This is a genomic window from Pseudomonas sp. zfem005, assembly GCF_032621735.1.
GTDB lineage: Bacteria > Pseudomonadota > Gammaproteobacteria > Pseudomonadales > Pseudomonadaceae > Metapseudomonas > Metapseudomonas solani.
This window is the reverse complement of sequence record NZ_JAVYJE010000003.1, coordinates 194,366-216,583: the sequence shown is the minus strand read 5'-3', so window position 1 is coordinate 216,583 and position 22,218 is coordinate 194,366. Positions and strand designations below refer to the sequence as shown.

Annotated in this window: 20 protein-coding genes; 9 read left to right on the top strand and 11 right to left on the bottom strand. The window is 66.3% G+C overall.

Features of this window, described 5'->3' with window-relative positions; genetic code table 11:
• Positions 1-154 precede the first annotated feature (154 nt).
• The 4 genes from RTW82_RS07805 to RTW82_RS07790 are packed head-to-tail and all read left to right on the top strand — an operon-like array spanning position 155 to position 6,640.
• Positions 155-1,576, top strand: coding sequence for a DUF1329 domain-containing protein (locus RTW82_RS07805; protein ID WP_316924765.1), 1,422 nt, complete (start codon positions 155-157; stop codon positions 1,574-1,576).
• Between the two features lie 24 nt (positions 1,577-1,600).
• Complete coding sequence (locus tag RTW82_RS07800; RefSeq protein ID WP_316924764.1) at positions 1,601-3,247, top strand: DUF1302 domain-containing protein; 1,647 nt, start codon at positions 1,601-1,603, stop codon at positions 3,245-3,247.
• A gap of 8 nt (positions 3,248-3,255) precedes the next feature.
• A complete protein-coding gene (locus RTW82_RS07795) occupies positions 3,256-5,667 on the top strand; it encodes an efflux RND transporter permease subunit (protein ID WP_316924763.1) in 2,412 nt (803 codons plus the stop codon).
• Positions 5,668-5,677: 10 nt separating this feature from the next.
• Complete coding sequence (locus tag RTW82_RS07790) at positions 5,678-6,640, top strand: WD40/YVTN/BNR-like repeat-containing protein (RefSeq protein ID WP_316924762.1); 963 nt, start codon at positions 5,678-5,680, stop codon at positions 6,638-6,640.
• Positions 6,641-6,716: 76 nt separating this feature from the next.
• Here RTW82_RS07790 and RTW82_RS07785 read toward each other — a convergent pair whose 3' ends face one another.
• Positions 6,717-7,586, bottom strand: coding sequence for a phytanoyl-CoA dioxygenase family protein (locus RTW82_RS07785; RefSeq protein WP_316924761.1), 870 nt, complete (start codon positions 7,584-7,586; stop codon positions 6,717-6,719).
• 292 nt (positions 7,587-7,878) lie between these two features.
• On the opposite strand from RTW82_RS07785, the gene RTW82_RS07780 reads away from it, so the two are divergent.
• Entirely contained in the window at positions 7,879-9,075 is a 1,197-nt protein-coding gene (locus RTW82_RS07780) for a PucR family transcriptional regulator (protein WP_316924760.1), read from the top strand.
• 136 nt (positions 9,076-9,211) lie between these two features.
• On the opposite strand, the gene RTW82_RS07775 is transcribed toward RTW82_RS07780, so the two are convergent.
• The 6 genes from RTW82_RS07775 to RTW82_RS07750 form a co-directional block, all read right to left on the bottom strand.
• Positions 9,212-10,777: a PAS domain-containing methyl-accepting chemotaxis protein gene (locus tag RTW82_RS07775; protein ID WP_316924759.1), complete on the bottom strand. Its 1,566-nt coding sequence runs from the start codon at positions 10,775-10,777 to the stop codon at positions 9,212-9,214.
• Between the two features lie 162 nt (positions 10,778-10,939).
• Entirely contained in the window at positions 10,940-11,503 is a 564-nt protein-coding gene (locus tag RTW82_RS07770; RefSeq protein WP_316924758.1) for a putative glycolipid-binding domain-containing protein, read from the bottom strand.
• Positions 11,442-11,816: a DUF2834 domain-containing protein gene (locus RTW82_RS07765; protein WP_316924757.1), complete on the bottom strand. Its 375-nt coding sequence runs from the start codon at positions 11,814-11,816 to the stop codon at positions 11,442-11,444. The genes RTW82_RS07770 and RTW82_RS07765 overlap by 62 nt, the downstream gene beginning before the upstream one ends.
• 78 nt (positions 11,817-11,894) lie before the next feature.
• Positions 11,895-12,242, bottom strand: coding sequence for an MmcQ/YjbR family DNA-binding protein (locus tag RTW82_RS07760; RefSeq protein WP_263403517.1), 348 nt, complete (start codon positions 12,240-12,242; stop codon positions 11,895-11,897).
• 10 nt (positions 12,243-12,252) lie between these two features.
• Positions 12,253-13,452, bottom strand: coding sequence for an MFS transporter (locus tag RTW82_RS07755; protein ID WP_316924756.1), 1,200 nt, complete (start codon positions 13,450-13,452; stop codon positions 12,253-12,255).
• A gap of 88 nt (positions 13,453-13,540) precedes the next feature.
• Positions 13,541-14,449 carry a LysR substrate-binding domain-containing protein gene (locus tag RTW82_RS07750; RefSeq protein ID WP_316924755.1) on the bottom strand — a complete coding sequence of 303 codons (909 nt, stop codon included), beginning with the start codon at positions 14,447-14,449 and terminating at the stop codon, positions 13,541-13,543.
• Between the two features lie 175 nt (positions 14,450-14,624).
• Here RTW82_RS07750 and RTW82_RS07745 point away from each other — a divergent pair, with 175 nt between their 5' ends.
• The 3 genes from RTW82_RS07745 to RTW82_RS07735 all read left to right on the top strand — a co-directional run bounded on the left by RTW82_RS07745 (position 14,625) and on the right by RTW82_RS07735 (position 17,031).
• Positions 14,625-15,131 (top strand): DUF1993 domain-containing protein, encoded by a 507-nt coding sequence (locus RTW82_RS07745; RefSeq protein ID WP_316924754.1) that lies wholly within the window; start codon positions 14,625-14,627, stop codon positions 15,129-15,131.
• Positions 15,132-15,285: 154 nt separating this feature from the next.
• The gene (locus tag RTW82_RS07740; RefSeq protein ID WP_410478766.1) at positions 15,286-16,296 is read left to right on the top strand and encodes an alpha/beta hydrolase family protein; all 1,011 of its coding nucleotides are present in this window, start codon (positions 15,286-15,288) and stop codon (positions 16,294-16,296) included.
• Positions 16,297-16,422: 126 nt separating this feature from the next.
• A complete protein-coding gene (locus tag RTW82_RS07735; RefSeq protein WP_021222172.1) occupies positions 16,423-17,031 on the top strand; it encodes an FMN-dependent NADH-azoreductase in 609 nt (202 codons plus the stop codon).
• Positions 17,032-17,092: 61 nt separating this feature from the next.
• Here the strand turns inward: RTW82_RS07735 and RTW82_RS07730 are convergent, their stop codons facing one another.
• The 3 genes from RTW82_RS07730 to RTW82_RS07720 form a co-directional block, all read right to left on the bottom strand.
• Complete coding sequence (locus RTW82_RS07730) at positions 17,093-18,454, bottom strand: class II 3-deoxy-7-phosphoheptulonate synthase (protein WP_316924752.1); 1,362 nt, start codon at positions 18,452-18,454, stop codon at positions 17,093-17,095.
• Between the two features lie 78 nt (positions 18,455-18,532).
• A complete protein-coding gene (locus RTW82_RS07725) occupies positions 18,533-19,267 on the bottom strand; it encodes a sulfite exporter TauE/SafE family protein (protein WP_316924751.1) in 735 nt (244 codons plus the stop codon).
• Between the two features lies 1 nt (position 19,268).
• Positions 19,269-20,597: an NAD(P)/FAD-dependent oxidoreductase gene (locus RTW82_RS07720; RefSeq protein WP_316924750.1), complete on the bottom strand. Its 1,329-nt coding sequence runs from the start codon at positions 20,595-20,597 to the stop codon at positions 19,269-19,271.
• 175 nt (positions 20,598-20,772) lie between these two features.
• Here RTW82_RS07720 and RTW82_RS07715 point away from each other — a divergent pair, with 175 nt between their 5' ends.
• Complete coding sequence (locus RTW82_RS07715) at positions 20,773-21,519, top strand: spermidine synthase (protein ID WP_021222168.1); 747 nt, start codon at positions 20,773-20,775, stop codon at positions 21,517-21,519.
• On the opposite strand, the gene RTW82_RS07710 is transcribed toward RTW82_RS07715, so the two are convergent.
• On the bottom strand, positions 21,474-22,208 hold the full coding sequence (locus RTW82_RS07710) for an alpha/beta fold hydrolase (protein WP_316924749.1): 735 nt from the start codon (positions 22,206-22,208) through the stop codon (positions 21,474-21,476). The genes RTW82_RS07715 and RTW82_RS07710 overlap by 46 nt on opposite strands.
• Positions 22,209-22,218: the final 10 nt, after the last annotated feature.

Genomic DNA, 22,218 nt, shown 5'->3' with positions numbered 1-22,218 from the left:
TTAATTTCCTCATACAAGTTTCTGGCATATGGATTGCGTGTTGGTCATCTGACATGGTCAATTGATCATGTCAGATGATCAGTTTGCGATAGGTGCCGATTTCCGCCTGGAAAGTCGGGTAGCCAGTCCAAGCCCTTTGTTCGAGGAGTCTCTAATGAAAGACGTATCTACACGGCAGGATGGCGACCTATCCGCCCGCCGTATGTTCAGGCAGCTGCTGGTTACCCTCGCGGCATCGACCGCGATCTGCTCGGTACAGGCCGCGCCCCAGGGGGCCGAGGAACTGGGTTCGACGCTGACGCCGCTGGGCGGTGAGGTGGCCGCCAATTCGAACGGGGAGATTCCCGCCTGGGCTGCTCCGGGGCCGCAAGGGGAGGGCTGGAGCTACGGCCAGGTGCGGGGAGAGCACTGGAAGTTCAAGGATGACAAACCCCTCTACAGCATCGACGCGAGCAGCGTGGCGCAGCACGCGAGCAAGCTTTCCCCGGGCCAGCTCGAACTGTTCAAGAAGATTCCGGGCTACCGCATGGAGGTCTACCCGACCCGCCGCACCTGCGGCGTGCCGGATTTCGTGGCTGAGAACACCCGCCAGAACCTTGGCTTCGCCAAGCTCGACGCCGAGGGGGTGGCCCTCGAGGAAGCCCATGTGCCGGGCGCCCCATTCCCGTTGCCTGCCACCGGCGCAGAGGTGATGTGGAACATGAAGATGCGTTATCGCGGCCTGGGCGTCGAAATTCCCAGGACCATTTCCGGCGTTTCGCCGCGCAAGGGCGGGGAATGGTTGCGCCAGTCGACGGACACCTTCTTCTTCACGCCCTGGGGCAAGAAGGGCAGTGCGCTTTTCTCGTCCCTTGGCCGCCTGGAAAACGCCACGTTCTTCAATTACCAGGAGCCCGCGGCGCAGGCCGGTCAGTCCGCGGTGCAGACGGCCGTGGCCGGCGAGCAGGCCACGACCTTCTACTACTTCCCTGGCCAGCGCCGGGTCCGGCGCATGCCGTCGTACTCCTACGACGCGCCGCAGATCGGGCTGGACAACCAGTACACCGTGGATGAGGCGAACGTCTTCTTCGGGGCCATGAACCGCTTCGATTGGAAGCTGATCGGCAAGCAGGAGCTGCTGGTGCCGTACAACGCCTTTGGTGCCTACGACACGGCTGCCAAGGTTGAAGCGTTCGCAGGCGACGACTCCATCGCGCCGCAATCACGCCGCTACGAGCTGCATCGTGTCTGGGTCGTCGAGGCCAATGTTCGCCAGGGCATGCGCCACCAGGCGCCCAAGCGCCTGTTCTACATCGACGAGGACAGCTGGAACCCCCTGCTGGCTGTCGACTACGACAAGCAGGGCCAGATCTGGAAGGTGCGCGAAGGGTTCTCGATCCCCGTGTACGAGACGGGCGCGTGCGATGTGCAGGCGCAGGTCCAGTACAACCTGGTCGACGGCCGTTACCTCTTCGACATGACCACCATCGGCGCGGGCAAGAACGACATCCGCTGGCTCACCGAAGACAGTGGCAACCCTCGGCTGAAACGCGACTTCTTCACCTCCGACAACCTGCGAGCTATCAGCGAGCGCTAGAACGACGTCAGATCGAGAGCCAGCATGAAAAAAATAATTACGAAAGCGTCAGGCCTTGCCATCGTGTGTGCAACCCCTCTGGCAATGGGGTTCACCTTTGAAACCGACACCCTTCACGGCTCGTTCGACTCCACGATCACCGCAGGCATGGGCCTGCGCACGGAGTCGCGCGGCTGCAACCTGATCAACCAGGGGCCGACCGGGCACAACGTGCCGTCCGGCTGCCTGGAGCAGAGCTCCGGCGTGGCTGACCAGGGCGACCTGAACTACGACCGGGGCGACCTCTTCACCAACTACCTCAAGGGCACCCATGAGTTGCTGCTGAAGGCGCCCGAGGACGTGACCTTCATGGCGCGCGGCACCTGGATCCGGGACTTCGCCGCCACCGATACCACGGGTACGTTGTCGTTCAACACGCCCGAGAGTGTCGGCAGCAACGGGCTCAGCGACGACGCCCGCGACGAGCTCGCCTTCAAGGCTCGCCTGCTGGATCTCTGGGTGAGCAAAGGCTTCGACCTGGGTGGGCAGCGGGTAAGGGCCCGCCTGGGTAACCAGGTGATCAACTGGGGCGAAAGCCTGTTCGTGGCAGGGGGCATCAACAACACCAACGCCTACGACTATCAGGCCCTGGCCCGCCCCGGCGTGCAGCTCAAGGAGGCCGTGCTGCCGGCGCCCATGCTCAGTGTCGCCTCGGGCCTGGGTTCCGGGGTCAATGTCGAGGCCTACTACCAATTCCGCTGGAACAAGAGCGAGCTGCCGCCGGTGGGCAGCTACTGGTCCAACAACAATGCCCTCGGCGAGGGCCGGCGGGACTACGGGTTCTCTGAGAAGAAAGCCCGGGACAGTGGCCAGTGGGGCATTTCGCTGCGTTGGCAGCCGGAAGACAGCGACGTCAACTATGGGCTCTACGTGATGCGCTACCACGACAAGTTGCCGTCGCTGCGCGTGGACATTCTCGACCCGAACACCTTTGCCGCCGCACCGACCTGGCGCTATCAGGAAGATCGGATGATGTACGGCATCAGCGCCAACCTGCCGGTCGGCGATTGGGCGATCGGTACCGAGCTGTCCTACCGGCCCAAGGATTCGGTGATGCTCAACCCGGTCATCGACCTGTGCTCGAGCAATGGCGGCAAATGCTGGAAGGACGAGAAGAGGTTCCAATGGCACCTGACCGGCCTGTACAGCCTCAACCCGTCCAACTCGCCGATGCTGCTCGATTTCACCGGCGCCAGTGCAGGGACCTTGCTGACCGAGCTGGTGGTCATCAAGTACCCGGGGCTGCATGACGAGGTCAATGGCGAGCCACTGGCTGCGGGGCTCAATACCTGGCAGCTGGATCCTGCGACGGCGCCGAAGTCCCGTGGCGACAAGACCTCGTCGGGGGTCAACCTGGACTTCAGCGTGACCTACGACGGCACCCTGTTACCGGGTTGGCAGGTTACGCCGGGCATCTTCTATGCGCAGTCGCTCGGGGGGCGCACGCCGAACCTCTCTGCCACCTTCACCGAAGGTGCGAGCAGCATGAACCTCTACCTGAACTTCGTGCGCAACCCGGCCAGTTGGCAGGTGTCCCTCAATTACGCCAAGTTCATGGGGGGCGATACGCCTTACGACCAGCTCTATCGTGACCGTGATTACGTCGGTATCGCGATCTCCCGCACCTTGTGAGGTCTGCCGTGAACGGTTCCGTAACGCTGTGTGAAATCCAGGCGCGTGGCGTACTGCCATGCGTCGAGCGTGTCCTCTTCGGGCATCGCCGGCTGGTGTTGGCGAGCCTGGCCATTTTTACCCTGATCATGGCCTGGTTCGCCGTGCAGCTGCGCATGGATGCCGGCTTCGAAAAGCAACTGCCGGTCGGCCATGAATACATCGAGACATTCGAGGCTTACCGCAATGACCTGCTGGGAGCCAACCGCCTGACCATCGTCGTCAAGGCCCGCGGGGGTGGCATCTGGAGTGCCCCGGGGCTGAGGCGCCTCTACGACGTGACCCAGGCGGTCACCTTCCTGCCAGGCATCTCCCGAAGCAGCGTGCGTTCGTTATGGACGCCCAATGCCTTCGTCAACGAGATCACCGAAGAGGGGTTCCGCGCCGACCCCCTGGTGCCGGGCACGGTATCGCCCGAGCACCTGGACGACGGGATCATCGCGGCGATCTCCAGCTCGACCGCCCAGGGTGGCTTCATTGGCACCCTGGTGTCCCGCGACCAGAGCAGCGCGATGATCACGGCGGAGCTCAATGAGTACGAGGCCGACGGTACTCATCTGGACTACGTCGCGTTCAATCACCGGCTGGAGAAGGAGATCCGCCAGCAGTTCGAAGATGGCGAATTCGAGATCCAGATCATCGGCTTCGCCAAGCAGATCGGCGACATCGCCGATGGCGCTTCGGCCGTGCTGGAGTTCTGCCTGCTGGCGCTGTTGCTGACGGCGGGGGCGGTCTACTGGTACTGCCATTCGTTGCGCTTCACGCTGCTGGCGCTGGTCTGCTCGCTGGCGTCGCTGGTCTGGCAGTTCGGCAGCCTGCGCCTGCTGGGCTACGGGCTCGACCCGCTGGCGGTCCTGGTGCCGTTCCTGGTGTTCGCCATCGGGGTTTCCCATGGCGTTCAGCAGATCAACTTCATCGTCCGTGAAATCGCGGTCGGCAAGAGCGCGGAGGAGGCGGCCCGCTCGAGCTTCACCGGCTTGCTGATCCCGGGCACGCTGGCCCTGGTGACCGCACTGGTTTCCTTCGTCACCCTGCTGCTGATCCCTATCCCGATGGTTCGGGAACTGGCCATCACGGCATCGCTTGGCGTGGCCTTCAAGATCATCACCAACCTGCTGATGTTGCCCTTGCTGGCCTCCATGCTGCGGGTCGACGACCGGTACGCGGCGGCGCAGGAGAACTCCCGTCGCCGCCGCACGCACTGGCTGCGCGGCCTGGCTCGGCTCGCCGAGTGGCGCAAGGCGCAGTGGGTGCTGGGCGTGGCCCTGGTGGTCTTCCTGGTGGCGATCTGGCAAAGCCATGACCGTGTCGTCGGCTCGCTGCAGGCGGGGGCTCCGGAGCTGCGCGAGGACTCGCGCTTCAACCGCGATGCCGTCGCCATCGCCAGCAACTACGACATCGGCCTGGACTGGCTCAGCGTGGTGTTCGAAGTCGACCCGGCAGCCTCGGAAAGCGTGCCGGTGGCTTGCGAGGATGTGGCGGCGGGGCAGTACCAGGACCGTTTCGTCTGGGCCATGCAGGGCGTGCCGGGGGTGCTGTCGGTCGCCTCCTTCTCCACCACCATGCGGCAGTTCAACGAGGGCTACAACGAAGGCAATCCCAAGATGGCCGCCGTGCCCATCGACCCGATGAACTACGCCGCGCTGGCCGGCGAGGTGGCGCGCACGCCCGGACTGATGCGTAACGACTGCAGCATGTCCGCCGTGCACCTGTACCTGGCCGACCACAAGGCCACGACGATCAACGGGGTGGTGGAAGCGGTCAAGGCGTTCCGCAGCGAGTACCCGCTACCGGGCCTGTCGATTCGCCTCGCCTCGGGTAATGCCGGTGTCCTGGCCGCCATCAACGAGGAAGTGGAAAAAAGCGAAACGCCCATGCTGCTGTACGTCTATGCCGCGATCGCGTTGCTGGTGTTCGCGGTCTACCGCGACCTGCGCGCCGTGCTGGTGTGCTGCCTGCCGCTGACCATCGGCACCTTCATCGGCTACTGGTTCATGAAGGAGCTGCAGATCGGCCTGACCATTGCCACCTTGCCCGTGATGGTGCTGGCCGTGGGGATCGGCGTCGATTACGCCTTCTACATCTACAACCGCCTGCAACTGCACCAGGCCCATGGCCAGTCGATCACCAAGGCGGTCGAGTACGCCTTGCTCGAAGTGGGCGTGGCCACGATCTTCACCGCCATCACCCTGGCAGTCGGGGTCGCCACCTGGGCGTTCTCCGACCTGAAGTTCCAGGCCGACATGGGCAAGCTGCTGGCCTTCATGTTCATCGTCAACATGGTCATGGCCATGACCGTGCTGCCGGCTTTCGCCGTGTGGCTGGAGCGGGTGTTCCCGCGCAAGCGCCCCGTGCGCATGGTCGGCGCATTGCTGCACTGAGGAGAGAAACATGGGTTACAGAGGTTCATTCGCGGCGGCTTTGCTCGTCGCCGCACTATCGCTGGAGTCTCTCAGGGCCGAGCCTTTGCAGGCGGTGCCGGCCGCCCAGGCGAGCCATGCCACGCAAGCCGCCATGCTGGATGCCACCTGGGCCGGGGAGCGTGTGGTCGCCGTCGGCGACCACGGTGTCGTGCTGTTGTCCGATGACCACGGCAAGCAGTTTCGTCAGGCGCGCTCGGTACCCGTGTCCACACAGCTGACGGGCGTGTCGTTCGTGGATGCCAACCGCGGCTGGGCGGTCGGCCAGTGGGGCGTGATTCTGTCGACCACGGATGGCGGTGAGTCCTGGCAGGTCCAGCGCCTGTCTACGGAAGAGGACCGGCCGTTGTTCGACGTGCACTTCTTCAACGCCCAGCAGGGCGTTGCGGTCGGCCTCTGGTCGTTGCTGCTGACCACCAGGGATGGCGGCAAGACGTGGACGGAACAGCCGTTGCAAGCCCCGCCCGGTGCCAAGAGGGCCGACCTCAACCTGATGGGGCTTTTCGCCGACAGCCGCGACACGCTCTACGCCACGGCCGAGCATGGGCAGGTGCTGCAATCCGAGGACTTCGGGAAGAGCTGGCGTTACCTGGATACCGGCTACGAAGGCACGCTCTGGTCTGGCGCGGTGCTGGCCGACGGGAGCCTGCTGCTGGGCGGCCAACGCGGGACCTTGTTGCAGGGGACCGTGGGTGGCGAGGGCTTCCGCCGACTGCCGACGCAAAGCAAGGGCTCTGTCACCTCCGTAGCGGTGGAGGGCCGTCGCGTCGTGGCGGTCGGGCTGGATGGGTTCAGGGTGGAGAGCCGCGACAGTGGGCACAGCTTCCAGGATAAGCAGTCGGCAGACGGCCTTTCGCTGACCGCGGCGCTGTTCGACCCCGAGGGCGTGCCCGTGCTGTTTTCACGTCGCGGGGTCGTCGCTTATCAGGAGTGAGGTGTTCACCGGTTGGTGGCCAAAAGGCCAGGCATCGCAATCCGATGCCTGGCCTATTTTCTTGCGTTGGGCGCGTCTAGAGCTGGAGATAATCCGCCAGGTCCGCGTAGTTGTGCTGCCACAGGCCCGGGCTGCCATTGGGGTATTGAGAGCGGAAGCCGAGGATCTTCTGCACCCGTGGGGACAAGGTCCGGACCACCTCGAGCGGCACGATCAGCGGATAGGCTTCTTCAGGTGTGATGATCGAAGCCTGCATCGGGATCGTCAGCCCGCGACGGAAGTAGTCGGCGGTCAGGTTGGCCCCGCCGCCATGCACGACCTTCCCGCCGAACAGCACGGCATCCCCGGCGTTCAACAGGGCGGGAATCGTCATCTCCGGGGTGCCCATCTCTTCGAAGTCGTCCCAGTCCTGGCTCCCTGGAATCAAGCGGGTCGCGCCGTTTTCCTCGGTGAAGTCCGTGAGCGCGAGCATGAGGTTGGTGATGGCGCGAGGCGCATGCTTGTTCATGGCCACGAACGGTTGGTACTGCGCCATGTCCCGGTGCAGCATTTGGGCCTTGTTGCCTGGGCCGATCTCGATCAGTTGAGCCGTGGTCAGCCACCAGTCACCGCACTCGGGTTCGTAAAGCACGCGGCCCAGTTCGTGAAAGAGGTCGTCATCCAGGACTTCCTCACGAAAGGTCTTGCTGTGGGTAACGAGGTTGGTAAGCCTCTTGGTCTGATGGCCATGAAACTCGGCAACCAATGCATGTTCGTGCTTGGAGCCCGCATCGAGCGCGGCAAGCGGTGCTTCGAGTTCGTCGTTGATCCGTACGACTTGTTCAGGCGTCAGAAAGTTACGGATGATGACCCCACCCGCCTGGTCGCTCAGCAGCGCAATTTCTTCCGCTGAATTCGATCGGGTCACGACGGGCAAGCCTGGCAAGGAATCGCGAGAGGCTGACATTGAAAACACTCCAGATTGAGAGGAACGGTTGGCGCAGGCGGATCGATGCTCAACCAACGGGCATCAGCAACGGACCCGCGTACCACTGCGCTGAACCCCAAAAAGGGACATGGAGCGTCACGGTGCCTCCTTGTATTTTTTGTTCAGGCAGTGGGCTCATGCTAGGTTTCACCTGGCCTGTCGCCTAGGTACAAACTGCACCGTTTCTCCCGTCATTTTTGAGTGATTTGCACTGCCCATGACCAGCACTCCGTCCCCCTGGCCACGCCCCTCTGACGCCGTTCGCGAGCTCATGCGCAAAGGCGCCGAGATCGCCCAGACGCTGCCGCCGGAGTGGATCGAGCGCCTGAACCAGGCGCTTTTCTCCTCACCCGAAGATGCCGAGTTGCTGGAGGACCCGGTCATCCTGGCGGCGTGTCGGCGTGCCAATCGGGCAGAAATGCTGCATTGGGCGCATGCCAACCTGCAGCGCCCCGGTGAACCGGTGGAGCCCTACGTGTCAGCCGACATGGTGGACACCGCCAAGGAGCTGGCCCGCCGGGGGCTTTCCGAGTTGTTGATGAATGTCGCGAGGTCGACCCAGAACGCCGCGTGGGACATGTGGATGAAGATGGCATTCGGCCTGACGCAGGATCCAGTGGTGCTTGAGGAGTTCCTGGAAGTCTCGTCGCGCTCCATCTCGGCGTTCATCGACGGCAATATGCGGGTCGTGACCCAGATCATCCTGGAAGAGAAGAACGCCCAGGCCCATGACGACCCTATCGATAAGCGGACGCTGGTCAGTCGCCTGCTCGATGGCCGAGATGTGGACACCGAGCAGTTCGGCAGGCGGCTCGGCTACAGCCTGTTCCAGAGGCACCATGCCTGCCTTATCTGGAGCGAAATCGCCGATGCGGACATCCACCCCCTGGAGGGCATGGCACGCGCGCTGGCGCAGCTTAGCGGCACGGTAGCGCCGCTGGTCGTGTTCGCTGGCCCGGCAACGCTCTGGGTCTGGATGAGCGCGGCAAGGCCGCTGGACCTGAACGCGCTGCAAGGCGTCGCCCAGCGGTTTCCAAACGTACGCGCGGCCATCGGCTCCCCGGCCATGGGGGTGAACGGCTTCCGTCGGTCACACCTGGAGGCCCTGACCACCCAGCGCTTGTTGGGGCGCCTGGCGGGTGCGCCCGCCGTCGCCACCATCGATCAGGTCAGGATGGTTTCCCTGATGACCCAGGACCTCCGCGCCGCCAGGCAATTCGTCCTGAACACGCTGGGGCGGTTGGCCACGGAGCCCAGGGTGCTTCAGCACTCGTTGCACGCCTTCCTGGCCAATGGCTGCAACATCACCCAGACCGCTGAAGTGCTCGGCACGCATCGCAACACGCTGCTGCGCCGGCTGGAGCGGGCCCAGGACCTGTTGCCCGTGCCGCTCGCCGACCACCGCATTCAGATCGCCGCAGCCCTTGAGCTGGTGATCTGGAGCACACCCCTGGTGGACGCTGAGTAGCCGGGTGGGGATCGCTCCGACGCAAGCCTGCAGGCGCGCAAGGCGCTGAGGGTCCATCTGGTCATGAGCCTGATCATGGGCTGAGGCCGGAAACGAAAAGGGCGCCCAATGGCGCCCTTTTGCATGATGGAGCAGATCAGCGGTTGAAGCGGTCCACCAGCGAATACTGGCCTTGCGCGGTGGTGGTCAGCTCTTCGCTGAGCAGCACGGTGCGCTGGGCTTCGCCGGAGGTCTGGTCGGCGAGCTGGGCGATGCTGCTGATGCTCTGGTTGATCTGCTCGGCCACGGCGCTCTGTTCCTCGGTGGCGGCGGCGATCTGGTCGGTCATCTGGGTGATGTTGGCCACCGCCTCGCTGATGCCCACCAGGGCCTGGTCGGCCTCCAGCACGCGCTCCACGCCTTCGTCGGCCTGGCGGCGCCCGGTTTCCATGGTGCGCACGGCTTCCTCGGCGGTCTTCTGCAACTGCGCGATGAGCTGGTGGATCTGCCCGGTGGATTCGGCGGTGCGCTGCGCCAGCTGGCGCACTTCATCGGCGACCACGGCGAAGCCACGGCCCATCTCGCCGGCACGCGCCGCTTCGATGGCGGCGTTGAGCGCCAGCAGGTTGGTCTGGTCGGCGATGCCCTTGATCACATCGACCACGCCGCCGATCTCGTTGCTGTCCTGGGCCAGGCGGGTGACGGTCTCGCCGGTTTCCCCCACGGCGCGCGACAGGCGCTGGATGGCTTCGCGGGTTTCGGCGGTGATGCTGCGGCCCTGGCCGGTGAGACGATTGGCTTCCTGGGTGGCGTCGGCGGTGCGCTGCACGTTGCTGGCGACTTCCTGAGTGGTGGAGGCCATCTGGTTCACTGCCGTGGCCACCTGTTCGGTTTCCACCCGCTGGCGCTCCAGCCCTTCGGAGCTGTTGTGGGCCAGGGCGTCGGCCTGGCGGGCCTGCTCGGTGAGGTGCTCGGCGGTGTCCTGCAGGCGGGTCAGGCAGGTTTTCAGGCGTGCTTCCTGGCTGAGGATGGACATCTCCAGGCGGGCCTGGGCGCCGCGGCTGTCGGTGTACATCTGCGCGATCAGCGGGTCCGAGGTGGTCTGCTCGGCCAGGCGCAGCAGGCGCTTGATGCCGCGGTTCTGCCAGGCCAGGCCGCTGAGGCCCAGGGGCACGGACAGCAGCGCGGCGAGGAGGAAGCCCCAGTGCGAGTTGAGCCAGGCGCCGATCATGAAGCCGATCTGGCTGATGAGGATGAAGGGCAGCCAGTCCTGCACGATGGGCAGCCAGCGATCGCGGCTGGGGATGGCCGACTTGCCGGCGTTGATGCGCTGGTACAGCGCTTCGGCGCGGCGTACCTGCTCGGCGGTGGGTTTGACCCGCACCGACTCGTAGCCGACCACCTGGCTGCCTTCGAAGATCGGCGTCACGTAGGCGTTGACCCAGTAGTGATCGCCGCTCTTGCAGCGGTTCTTGACGATGCCCATCCAGGGGCGGCCCTTCTTCAGCGTCGCCCACATATGGGCGAAGACGGCGGGCGGAACGTCCGGGTGGCGCACCAGGTTATGCGGCGAACGGATCAATTCGTCGCGGCTGTAGCCGCTGATATCGGTGAAGGCTTCGTTGCAATAGGTGATCACGCCCTTGCTGTCCGTCGTGGAGATCAAGCGTTGTTGGGCGGGGAAAGTACGTTCGCGCTGAGTGACTGGCTGATTGTTTCTCATAGTGTTCTTCCGCAAGGCTTAGAGCGGGTATCGGCCTGCATGCACCAAAGTTGAGCCGAAAATTTCTGTGAAGTGTATCTAAAACTTTACAGTTCAGGAGCGGGAATTTTCCCGTAATCCGCGTCCCAGAGCCTTCGCCGATACTGGGCCCTGTTGCGCCCATCAGCGCAGCCGGCGGAACAGGCTCGGGTAGTCGTCCACCAGCCCGTCGTCGCCAAGCCAGAGCACGGCATGAAAGCCACCGCCATCCAGGTTCTGGTACAGCAGGTGGCGGTCGTCCAGCCGGGTATAGGCCTGGCGCATCACCCGCAGGTCGAGGCTCGGCGCCTCGATGTAGGCGACGGCAATTTCTTCGCGCTGGTCCTGGGCCAGGCCCAGGCGCCAGATCGCCGGGCTGTTGGTGAAGGGCGTGGGCCAGAGGTCGAGGTCCAGGCAGCCGCTCAGCTGCGGCAGCGGGGCGCCCGCGCCATCCCGCCATTCACCGCTGCGGTTGCAATGCAGGCGCAGCTCGCGGGTGCCGCGCTCGTCGTCGACGCGGACGTGCAGGTGGCGTGGCCGCCAGTGCCGGCTGTATTCCAGTCGATAGCCCAGGCGGTAGGGGCAGCCCTGTTCATCGAAGGCCAGCAGGACGCTGTCCGCGCGCCGGCCTTCCAGGCGCAGGTGCTCAAGCCCTGGGGTCGGTGCCTGGCTGTTCCACAGGTGCTGCCACAGTGCGGTGGCTGCCATCGTCGATTGTCCGGTTGGTCGGCCTGCGCAGGACCAGGTAGAGCAGCGGGCCGATGGAGGCGAATACGGCAGTGACCAGGTAGAAGGGCAGCAGGTAGAGCAGCCCACGCCCCTGGCGGCGGTTGTCCTGGTACATCCAGATGCCGATCAGGCCGCAGGCGAGGTAGAGGTCGATCACCACCTGGGCGGTATCCGGGCGGCTCATCAGTTGGGCACCGAACTCCAGGAGCGGTTGTTCGCTGATGGCCATGACATAGAGGGTATAGCCGCCGAAGGCGGCAAGGGCGAGAAGCGCGGACAGGCGTGCAGGCATGGGGGGACGTCCTTGTTGTTGGTTTGACGCGGACGATAGAACGATCAGGGGCCCCGTGCAGCTGACGGATTGTCGCAGTCAATCCAGCAGCAGGCCGACGCGCTTGTACTTGGGCAGCTTGGCCACCACCAGCTGGTGGGAGCGGGTGAGCAGCGAGCGCAGCTCTTCACCGCCCACCGAAGGCGGCATGGCCAGGGTGACCCAGTGGGCGCGGGCGAGGTAGGGCGCCGGGCGGATGCCGGGGCGGTCGACGTGGCCGAGGAACAGGTCGGCGTCCACCTTGAAGGCCAGGTCGCTGCCGAGGAAGTCGAGGATGGCGAACATCTTGTTCTCGGCCACCGAGAACACCCGGTTGCTGCCCCACTTGAGGTCTTCACGGGCGCCCGGCAATTGCAGGCAGAAAGCAGCGATCTCGTCGGCGGTCATGGGCGTTCCTTCACGGGGCGGGGGTGGGCCCGCTGCGTTCGTCGATACGCAGCAGGTAGAAGCTGAGCAGCATACCCACGAGCGCCATGGCGGCGGCAACCATGAAGATGGCGCCGAAGCCGAAGCCCGTGGCGATGGCGCCCATCAGGGGGCCGGCGATGCCCAGCGCGAGGTCGAAGAACACCGCGTAGGCACCCAGGGCCGAGCTGCGGCTGGAGGCGGGAATGCGCGAGATGGCCTCCACGCCCAGCGCCGGGTACACCAGCGACAGGCCGAAACCGGTCAGCGCCGCGCCGCACAGGGTCAGCCAGGGCTGCGGGGCCAGCCACAGCAGGAGCAGGCCGAGGCTCTCGATGCCCAGGCAGGCGATGGCCACCCGGTAGCCGCCGCGGCTGTTGATGGCCCCGGCGAAGAGCAGCCGCGCACCGATGAAGGCACAACCGAAGGCGGTCAGGCACCAGGCCGCACCATCCCAGCCACGGCTCGCGTAATAGAGGGTGACGAAGGTGGCCAGGGTGCCGAAGCCGATGGAGCCCAGGGCCAGCGCCGTGCCGTTGGGGGCGATGCGCATGAAGACGTTGCGGAATGGCAGGCGCACGCCCTGGACGATGGGGGCCGCTTCCTTGTTCCAGGCCAGCGCCAGGGCGCCGAGCCCGAGCAGGCCGATCAGCGCGCCCATGCTCCACAGCCCCACGCCGCCCACCATCAGCACCCCCAGGGGCGCGCCCAGGGCCACGGCGCCATAGGAGGCGATGCCATTCCAGGAGATGACCCGCGCGGTGTTCTCGGCGCCGACCCGGCCGATGCCCCAACTGATGGAACCGGTGCCCACCAGGCCCTGGGCAACGCCGAGGGCGACGCGCCCGGCCAGCAGCAGCGTCATGCTCAGGGTAGGGAACTGTTGCAGCGAGGTGGAGGCCAGCGTCAGCACGCCACTCAGGGCGCAGCCGGCCAGACCGTAGAGCACGGCGCGCTTGGGCCCCTGGCGGTCGGCCACGGCGCCGGACATGGGCCGCGAGAGCAGGGTGGAGGCGTATTGGGTGCTGATGACGATGCCCGCCAGTACCGAGCCGTAGCCGAGGTCGTTGTGCACGTAACCCGGGAGTACGGCCAGCGGCAGGCCGATGCAGAGGAAGCTGATGAAGGTGAAGAAGACGATGGAGACGATCTGCAAGGTGGTGGCGGTCGCAGACTGCTCGGCGGCACTCATGGGGCTTGTCCGGGTGGGGCTGGGGAAGAGCGCCATCATCACCCAGTCATGGCGTGAATGAAAGCTAGCTAACTATTTTTCGCAAGGCTCAGATGGGCTGCAGCCCCTCGGCCTGGCACGCCTCGGCCAGGTGCTCGATCCAGGCGCGCACCGCCGGCAGCATGCCGCGCCGGTGGGTGTAGACCGCTTGCAGGTTGCCGCCCGGCAATTCCCAGTCCGGCAGCAGGCGCACCAGGGTGCCGGCCTCCAGTTCCTGCTGGCAGTTCATCTGCGGCAGCATGGTCATGCCCAGCCCCTGAAGCGCGGCGAGCTTGCGGATCTCGAAGTCCTCGATGCTCAGCCGGGCCTCCAGGACGATGTCGCGGCGGTTGCCCCGGCTGTCGCGCAGCAGGTAGTGCAGGCGGCGGTCGGTCTCCAGGGCGCCGAGGGCCGGCAGTTGCTGGAGGTCGTCCGGTGTCTTCACGGTCACGCCATCGAGCAGGCTCGGTGCGCACACCAGCATGGCGCGGGCGGGGCTCAGTTGGCGGCAGATCAGCGACGGGTCTTCGTCGTCCTGCTCGCGCACCCGCAGTGCCACGTCGACGCCTTCATTGACCAGGTCGATGCGCCGGTTGCTCAGCACCACCTCGAGCTGCACCTGGGGGTAGCGCAGCAGGAAGCTGGGGAACACATGGCGCAAGCGCATGCGCGCCACCTCGGTGGGGCAGGAGACGCGGATGCGTCCACGTGGCTCGCTGGTCAGCGAGGCCACCGCTTCGTCGGCCTGCTCGGCCTCCAGCAGCATTGCCTGGCAATGGCGCAGGTAGCGCTCGCCGACATCGGTCAGGGCCAGCTTGCGCGTGGTGCGTTGCAGCAGGCGGGCACCCAGGCGGGTTTCCAGCTCGGCGATGCGGCGCGACAGCCGCGACTTGGGAATGCCCAGCAGGCGCCCGGCGGCCGCGAAGCCGCCGTGTTCGACGACTTTGGCGAAGTAGAAGAGGTCGTTGAGGTCTTGCATGGGGATTGTCCTGTAGAGGGGACGAACTATGGCACTGGCGGTGATTCCGGCGCCACGGATTTCGTCGGCGGGACAATCTCGCGGCCCTGCACAAGCCGCCCGCTGCGGGTGTATCGTGGAGCGGCGACCGGCACCTTCGCCCGGTCCATCCCCCTGCCATCACGGAGTCAGCACCATGTCCTTGTCCATGTACGAGGCTTCCATTCCTGTCTTCACCCGCATGCTCGGCAACCTGTCCACCATCCTCGACAAGGCCGCTGCCCACGCCGAGGCGCAGGGCATAGAGCCGGCCGTGTTCCTCAATTCGCGCCTGGCGCCGGACATGTTCCCCTTGGTGCGCCAGGTGCAGATCGCCACCGACTCGGTGAAGGGCTGCGCAGCGCGCCTGGCACAGCTGGAGGTGCCGTCCTACGCCGATACCGAGGCGAGCTTCCCGGAGCTGCAGGAGCGCATCGCCCGCACCCTCGGCTTCATCCAGGAAATCCGCCCGGAGCAGATAGAGGGCAGCGAGGGGCGCACCGTGGTGCTGAAGATGCGTGGCAGCGAGGTGAGCTTCCCGGGGCAGGCCTTCCTGCTCAATTTCTCCCTGCCGAACTTCTATTTCCACATCACCACCGCCTACAACATCCTGCGCCACAACGGGGTGAAGATCGGCAAGATGGATTTCCTCGGCGGCGTCTGATCGCCCCTCCCGCGCCACGACGTGTGGCGTGATCCATGCAATGCATGTGGCGCCGGCGGATAGGCCGTCGGCGCTGCCGGCTCAAGGAACGAAGCAAGGCGCAATTGATGGCAGGCACGCCCGATTCCTGAACCTGGAACGGAAGGTGAGCACCATGTTGGTTCGTCTTTCTGCAGTACTGGCCCTGGCGTCGCTGCTGGCGACCCTCCCCGCATTCGGCGCGCAGGCGGTGGGCGTGCACCGCCTGGTTCTCGCCGACCCGGTGGACGGGCAGCGCGAGATGAGCGCCGTTGCCTTCTACCCTGCATCCGGCGAGCCGACCCGCACCGAGCTTGGCCTCTACCAGGTCGACGCCGGCATGGATGCGCCCATCGCCACCGGCCATTTCCCCCTGGTGCTGCTCTCCCACGGCAACGGCGGTTCGCCACTGGCCCATCACGATCTCGCCACCGCCCTGGCGCGGCGCGGTTTCGTCGTGCTGGCGGTGCTGCACACCGGCGACAACTACAAGGATCAGAGCCGCAGCGGCACCCTGAGCAACCTCTATGGGCGCCCGCTGCAGCTGACCGCCGCGATAGACGCCGCCGAGCAGGACGCACTGCTGGCCGGCAGCCTGGACACCGAGCGGGTCGGCGTGATCGGCTACTCGGCCGGCGGCGAGACGGCGCTGATTCTCGCCGGCGCCCAGCCCGAACCCGAGCGCCTGCGCGCCTACTGCCGGCAGTGGCCGGACGACGATGACGCCTGCGGCCATGCCGGCGAGTTGATTTCCGACCGCGACGACCTGGAAGCCATCGCCGATTCCCGGGTCAGTGCGCTGATGCTGATGGCCCCGCTGGGCCTGATGTTCGGCCGCAAGGAACTGGAGCCGGTGCAGGTGCCGGTGCTGCTCTATTCCGGGGACGATGACCGCACCCTGCAGCTGGAGCAGAACGCCGGGGCGCTGCAACGGCGCCTGCCGAACCCGCCCGAGTTCCGCCTGTTTCCGGGGGCGGGGCACTTCGTGTTCATGGCGCCGTGCTCGGCGGAAATGGACGCCATGCTGCCGCAGCTGTGCCAGGACGCCGAAGGTGTCGACCGGGTCGCCATCCACCGCCAGCTGAATGCCGAGGCGGTGCGCTTCTTCACCCAGACCCTGAGCGACCTGCAGACCTCGGCACGATGATCCGTAGGTTCGTCCTACCGATGGGACGGTGCATCGCATTTTTGCCGACTAATCAGGCTTTCGCTTCATGGATAGGATTCTCCTCACTTCGATCACATCCGGTGATCGCCAAATCAGGGGATACCCATGAAACTTCTGCACCTTGACTCCAGCATCCTCGGCGACGCCTCCGCCTCCCGCCAACTGAGCGGTGCCGTGGTTCAGGCCTGGCAGGCCGCCGAGCCCGCCGCCCAGGTCAGCTACCGCGACCTTGCCACCGACGCCTATGCCCACCTTTCCGCAGCCAGCCTGGTGGCCGGCGGCACCCCGGCGGAACTGCGTGATGCCGCGCAGAAGGCTGAAGTGAAGCTGGCCGAGGAAACCCTCGCCGAATTCCTCGCCGCCGACGCCATCGTCATCGGTGCGCCCATGTACAACTTCACCGTGCCCACCCAGCTCAAGGCCTGGATCGACCGCATCGCCGTCGCCGGCAAAACCTTCGCCTACGACGAGAACGGCCCCAAGGGCCTCGCCGGTGGCAAGAAGGTGGTGATCGTTTCCACCGCCGGTGGTATCCACGCCGGCCAGGCCAGCGGCCAGGCCCATGAGGCCTACCTGCTGCAGGTGCTGGGCTTCCTCGGCATCACCGATATCGAGATCGTCCGCGCTGAAGGCCTGGCCTACGGCGAAGACCCCCGCGCCAACGCCATCAAGGGCGCCCAGCAGCGCATCGGCGAGCTGTTCATCGCCGCCTGAGCCCGCTGAAAACACGAAGCCCCGCATTGGCAGGGCTTCGTCGTTTCTGAAGGCCGTACCGTCAGCGGCGGACCTGTTTCAGGGTCTCGGCGATGAGGAAGGCCAGCTCCAGCGACTGGTCGGCGTTGAGGCGCGGGTCGCAGTGGGTGTGGTAGCGGTCGGAGAGGCCATCCTCGGTGATGGGGCGGGCGCCGCCGATGCACTCGGTGACGTTCTGCCCGGTCATCTCGATGTGGATGCCGCCGGCGTGGCTGCCTTCGGCCTGGTGCACCTGGAAGAACTGCTTCACCTCGGACAGGATGATGGCGAAGTCGCGGGTCTTGTAGCCGCTGGACGCCTTGATGGTGTTGCCGTGCATCGGGTCCGAACTCCACAGCACCTTGCGGCCTTCCGCCTGTACGGTGCGGATCAGCCGAGGCAGGTGCTCGCCGACCTTCTCGGCGCCCATGCGCACGATGAGGTTGAGGCGGCCCGGGTCGTTGTCCGGGTTGAGGGTGTCGATCAGGCGGATCAGGTCCTCGCTGGGCATGCTCGGCCCCACCTTCACGCCGATGGGGTTGCCGACGCCACGCAGGAACTCGACATGGGCGCCGTCCAGCTGGCGGGTGCGGTCGCCGATCCAGAGCATGTGCGCGGAGCAGTCGTACCAGCCGCCAGTGAGGCTGTCGCGGCGCACGAAGGCCTGCTCGTAGTTCAGCAGCAGCGCCTCGTGGGCGGTGAAGAAGCTGGCCTCGCGCAGTTGCGGGGCGGTGTCCAGGCCGCAGGCACGCATGAAGGCCAGGGTCTCGTCGATGCGGTCGGCGAGCTGGCTGTACTTCTCGGTCAGCGCCGAGTTGGCGATGAAGTCGAGGTTCCACTGGTGCACCTGGTGCACATCGGCGAAGCCGCCCTGGGCGAAGGCGCGCAGCAGGTTGAGGCTGGCGGTGGACTGGTGGTAGGCCTGCAGCAGGCGCTCCGGGTCGGGAATCCGGCTGGCCGGGTCGAAGCCGATGCCGTTGACGATGTCGCCGCGGTAGGCGGGCAGGGTGACGCCACCGATGGTTTCGTCATCGGCCGAGCGCGGCTTGGCGAACTGGCCGGCCATGCGGCCCACCTTCACCACCGGGCAGCCGGCGGCGAAGGTCATGACGATGGCCATCTGCAGCAGCACCTTGAAGGTGTCGCGGATCTTCGCGGCGGAGAACTCGGCGAAGCTTTCCGCGCAATCGCCACCCTGGAGGAGGAAGGCGCGGCCTTCGGTCACTTCGCTGAACTGGCGGCGCAGCTCGCGCGCCTCACCGGCGAACACCAGGGGCGGGTAGCTGGCCAGGGTCTGCTCGACCTGGGCCAGGCGCGCGGCGTCCGGGTAGGTCGGTTGTTGCAGGATCGGCTTGGTTCTCCAGCTTTCCGGGCTCCAGTCTGCGCTGGACGACAAGTTGCTCATCAGGGTCTCGATCAGGGCTGTATGGCGGATGGCGCATGGTAACCGAAAGGCCCCGCGCTGCCAGCGCCTGGCGGTGCTTCAGGCGTGCCAGGCCAGCAGCACGCCACAGAGGCACAGCAGCAGGTAAGTGAGGGTGCGGAAGTGCCGCTCGGCCACGCGGTGGTGCAGCCAGTCGCCCGCCGCCACGCCCAGCACCAGCAGCGGCAGGTAGAGCGCCAGGTGGGGCAGGGCGGGGGCCAGGCGGCCATCCACCAGGAAGGCCAGGCTGAGCAGGCCGTTGAGGCTGAGCCAGACGCAGGCCAGGGTGGCCCGCAGGCGCGCCTTGCACAGTGGCGTGCCGGCCAGGGCGTAGACCAGCAGCGGGCCGCCCGAGGCGAACAGGCCGTGGCAGATGCCGCTGGCACCGATCTGCAGGCGGGTCATCCAGGCGGGTGAATGGCCCCGTGGCCGTTCATGGCGCAGGCGCCACAGCTCGCGCAGGGCGAACCAGAGGATCAAAACGCCGAAGCCCCGCTTCAGTGCGGCCCCCTCGAGCCAGGGCAGCAGGGCGTAGCCGAGCAGGGTGCCGGCGAGCATCGCGGGGAGGATGCCGCCCAGCAGCAGCGGCCCGTCGGCCAGGTGTCGGTAGCGCCAGGCCAGGTAGCCGCTCATCAGCAGGTTCAGCGGCACCAGCACCGGCAGCAACTGGCCGATCGGCAGCAGCAGGGCGCCGAGGGACAGGGCCACCACCGTGCTGCCGAAGCCGGTGATGGCTTCCAGGCCATAGGCGAAGAGGATGAACAGGCCCAGCCAGAGCCAGGGGTCGCCCGCCACCTCAGGCCAGGGCGCTGATGTCGGCGGGCTGTTCGCGCAGGTCGCGGCGCAGCTCGTCGATATGCCGTTTCACGCTGCTGCGGTAGCTGTCCTTGTGCACGTAGTAGGCCATGCGCTCCAGCTCCAGGTAGGCGTAGCCGCCGTCCAGGCGCTGCCCGGCGCGCTCGGCCTTGAGGCGGCGGAAACGCTCGGCCGAGGCGCTGCCGGCCTGGCACTGGCGGATGAACAGCGCCACCAGCTCCGCCTGTTCGGCGCGGCCCTGCCAGCCGAGGCCGGAGGCTTCCACCATGCCCATCATGAACAGGTCGTCGTGCTCGGGATGGAAGATGTTCAGGTACAGCTGCGGCGCCCCGGCCCGCTCGGGCCAGTTCAGCTCCTCGCGGGCGATGAAGGGGTAGTCCAGCTTGTAGCCGGTGGCCTGGAGGATCAGGTCGTAGTCTGCGCGGCTGCCATCGCAGAACACCGCCTGGCGGCCCTCGATGCTGGCCAGGTCCGGCCGCGCCTTGATGTCGCCATGGCCGAGGTGGTGCAGCACCAGGGAGTTCACCACCGGGTGGGATTCATAGAGGCGGTAGTCCGGGTCGGGCAGGCCGTAGTCGGAGGGCTTGCCGATCAGGGCGCGGATCAATGCGCCGTCGATGCGTTGCTTCAGTGCCCGCGGCAGTTTTACCGCGCCGCCGAAGGTGTCGATGGGGCGGCCGAGGAGGAACTTCGGCAGGAAGTAGTAGCCACGGCGTACCGAGATATCCACCGAGCGGGCGCGGTGCACGGCGTCAACGGCGATGTCGCAGGCCGAGTTGCCGCAACCGATCACCAGCACCCGCTTGCCCTCGAACAGGGCCGGGGAGCGGTAGTCGGCGGAGTGCAGCAGCTCGCCGTCGAAGCGGCCGGGCAGCTCCGGCTGGTTGGGCGCGTGCAGGGTGCCGTTGGCGATGAGCACGCCGTCCACCATCCACTCGCGGCGTTCGCCATTGCGCTCGCTGGTGAGCGTCCAGCCCTTTTCCCGGCGTTCCAGGGATTCCACGCGGGTGCCGAACTGGTAGTGCGCGCGCAGGCCGAAGTGCTGGGCGTAATCACGGAAATAGCGGCGCATCTCGCTGTGGTGTGGGTAGGGCGCCACGTCGTCGGCCATGGGGAACTCGCTGAACTCGGTGGTGCGCTTGGAGGAGATCAGGTGCGCGGACTCGTACATGGTGCTGTGGGGGTTGTCGATGTCCCAGAGCCCGCCGACGTCCTCGTGCAGCTCGAAGCCGACGAAGGGGATTCCATGCTTCTGCAACTGGCGGGCCGCGCAAAGGCCCATGGGGCCGGCGCCGATGATGGCGTACATGAGTGGGATGCACCTCTTGGCTGTTATTCTTCTCGGGTTTTTTCGGGCAGCGCCTGGCGAGGCCTGCGGCATGCCCGGATTATGGCGAGGTGAGGGCACCTCGCTTCAATGGCAAACGGCGCCTTTGTGGCGTGCCCCTGGTGCGAAATGTCACGGGGCGGATTGGGGAGTGGTGATGCGCGAGGAGCGTTTGCTGGCAGAGGTGCATGACGAGTTCGGCGTCATCCGCGTGCTCGAGGTGGGTGACTACCGGTTTCTCGAATTCGGCGAGGCGGTGGAGCAGAGCTGCGTCTTCACGGCCGATCCCGCCTGGCTGGAGTACGACTACACCCGCGCCATGCTGCTGGGGGCGCTGTGCCACGAGTACCCGGAAAGCGCGCTGTTCCTCGGCCTGGGCGCCGGCACCCTGACCCAGGCGTGCATGAAATTCCTGCCGCTGGACGACGTCGAGGTGGTGGAGTTGCGCCCGGACGTGCCGCGCCTGGCCATGGAATACCTCGGCCTCGACGACGACCCGCGCCTTACCGTGCGCATCGGCGATGCCCTGGAGCTGCTGGAAACCGCCGAGACCGCCGACCTGATCTTCGTCGACCTCTACACCGACACGGGCCCGGGCGTGGGCCACCTGGCCTGGCGCTTCCTTGAAAACTGCCAGAAGCGCCTGAATCCCGGTGGCTGGCTGGTGATCAACCAATGGGCCGGCAACGACGGTCGCCCGCTCGGCGCGGCTCTGCTGCGCGGGCTGTACCACCGGCATTACTGGGAGTGCCCGGTGAAGGAGGGCAACGTCATCCTTATCGTTCCCGCCGATCTCGAGCAGCAGCTCGACATCCGTACGCTCACCGCCCGCTGCGAGGCCCTGGCGCCGCGGCTGGGCTACTCGCTGCAACCCCTGCTGGATGTGCTGCGCCCGGCGACCTGATCGCCCTGATCAGTGCCGACCGTCTTCGCGAAGCGTTCCAGCAGGCGGGCGGCATCCTGAGGCCGGGCTTGCAGCAGGCAGTGCGGGGCCTCCAGCTGCAGGCACTGAAAGTCCCCTGCGTAGCGTTCGATGAGGCGCGCGGCGTCCGCCGGCACCAGCCGATCGGCCGTCGCCTGCAGATAAAGCAGCGGCACCTGGATCTGTTGCAGGTGTGCGGTGGCATCCACCTCCAGCACCGCCCGCAGCCGGGCTTGCAGGGTGGCCGATGACAAGGGCGCCAGTGCACCGGCCAGGGCCTGGTCCAGCGCTGGGGTGGCGAACCTGCCGAGCAGCAGTTGGCTCAGCAGGGCTCGGGGCGCCAGCCGGGGAGACACCAGCGGCAGCAGGCCGCTCAGCCAGGCCAAGCCTGGGCGAGGGTTGCGGATAAAGGTGCAGCAGAGCACCAGGCCCAGCAGCCCGGCGGGGCGTTCGGCTGCGAGGCTGACGGCAATGGGCCCGGAGAAGGACTCGCCGAGCAGAATGAATGGCCGGCCAGCGGGCAACTGCCGCCGGACCTGTTCTATCAATGGCCCATAACCCAGCGGTTGTTCCGGCGGGTAGCGCACGACCTGGGTGTGCAGGTCGCCGCCCAGTGCCTGGATCAATGGGGCGAACAGCTCGCCGCTGCCGTCCATGCCCGGCAGCAGCACCAGCGTGATG

Coding starts and splice junctions, on each gene's coding strand:
- RTW82_RS07805 (WP_316924765.1), top strand. CDS start 155: ATGAAAGACGTATCTACACGGCAGGATGGCGACCTATCCGCCCGCCGT.
- RTW82_RS07800 (WP_316924764.1), top strand. CDS start 1,601: ATGAAAAAAATAATTACGAAAGCGTCAGGCCTTGCCATCGTGTGTGCA.
- RTW82_RS07790 (WP_316924762.1), top strand. CDS start 5,678: ATGGGTTACAGAGGTTCATTCGCGGCGGCTTTGCTCGTCGCCGCACTA.
- RTW82_RS07785 (WP_316924761.1), bottom strand. CDS start 7,586: ATGTCAGCCTCTCGCGATTCCTTGCCAGGCTTGCCCGTCGTGACCCGA.
- RTW82_RS07780 (WP_316924760.1), top strand. CDS start 7,879: ATGCGCAAAGGCGCCGAGATCGCCCAGACGCTGCCGCCGGAGTGGATC.
- RTW82_RS07775 (WP_316924759.1), bottom strand. CDS start 10,777: ATGAGAAACAATCAGCCAGTCACTCAGCGCGAACGTACTTTCCCCGCC.
- RTW82_RS07770 (WP_316924758.1), bottom strand. CDS start 11,503: ATGGCAGCCACCGCACTGTGGCAGCACCTGTGGAACAGCCAGGCACCG.
- RTW82_RS07765 (WP_316924757.1), bottom strand. CDS start 11,816: ATGCCTGCACGCCTGTCCGCGCTTCTCGCCCTTGCCGCCTTCGGCGGC.
- RTW82_RS07760 (WP_263403517.1), bottom strand. CDS start 12,242: ATGACCGCCGACGAGATCGCTGCTTTCTGCCTGCAATTGCCGGGCGCC.
- RTW82_RS07755 (WP_316924756.1), bottom strand. CDS start 13,452: ATGAGTGCCGCCGAGCAGTCTGCGACCGCCACCACCTTGCAGATCGTC.
- RTW82_RS07750 (WP_316924755.1), bottom strand. CDS start 14,449: ATGCAAGACCTCAACGACCTCTTCTACTTCGCCAAAGTCGTCGAACAC.
- RTW82_RS07745 (WP_316924754.1), top strand. CDS start 14,625: ATGTCCTTGTCCATGTACGAGGCTTCCATTCCTGTCTTCACCCGCATG.
- RTW82_RS07740 (WP_410478766.1), top strand. CDS start 15,286: ATGTTGGTTCGTCTTTCTGCAGTACTGGCCCTGGCGTCGCTGCTGGCG.
- RTW82_RS07735 (WP_021222172.1), top strand. CDS start 16,423: ATGAAACTTCTGCACCTTGACTCCAGCATCCTCGGCGACGCCTCCGCC.
- RTW82_RS07730 (WP_316924752.1), bottom strand. CDS start 18,454: ATGAGCAACTTGTCGTCCAGCGCAGACTGGAGCCCGGAAAGCTGGAGA.
- RTW82_RS07720 (WP_316924750.1), bottom strand. CDS start 20,597: ATGTACGCCATCATCGGCGCCGGCCCCATGGGCCTTTGCGCGGCCCGC.
- RTW82_RS07715 (WP_021222168.1), top strand. CDS start 20,773: ATGCGCGAGGAGCGTTTGCTGGCAGAGGTGCATGACGAGTTCGGCGTC.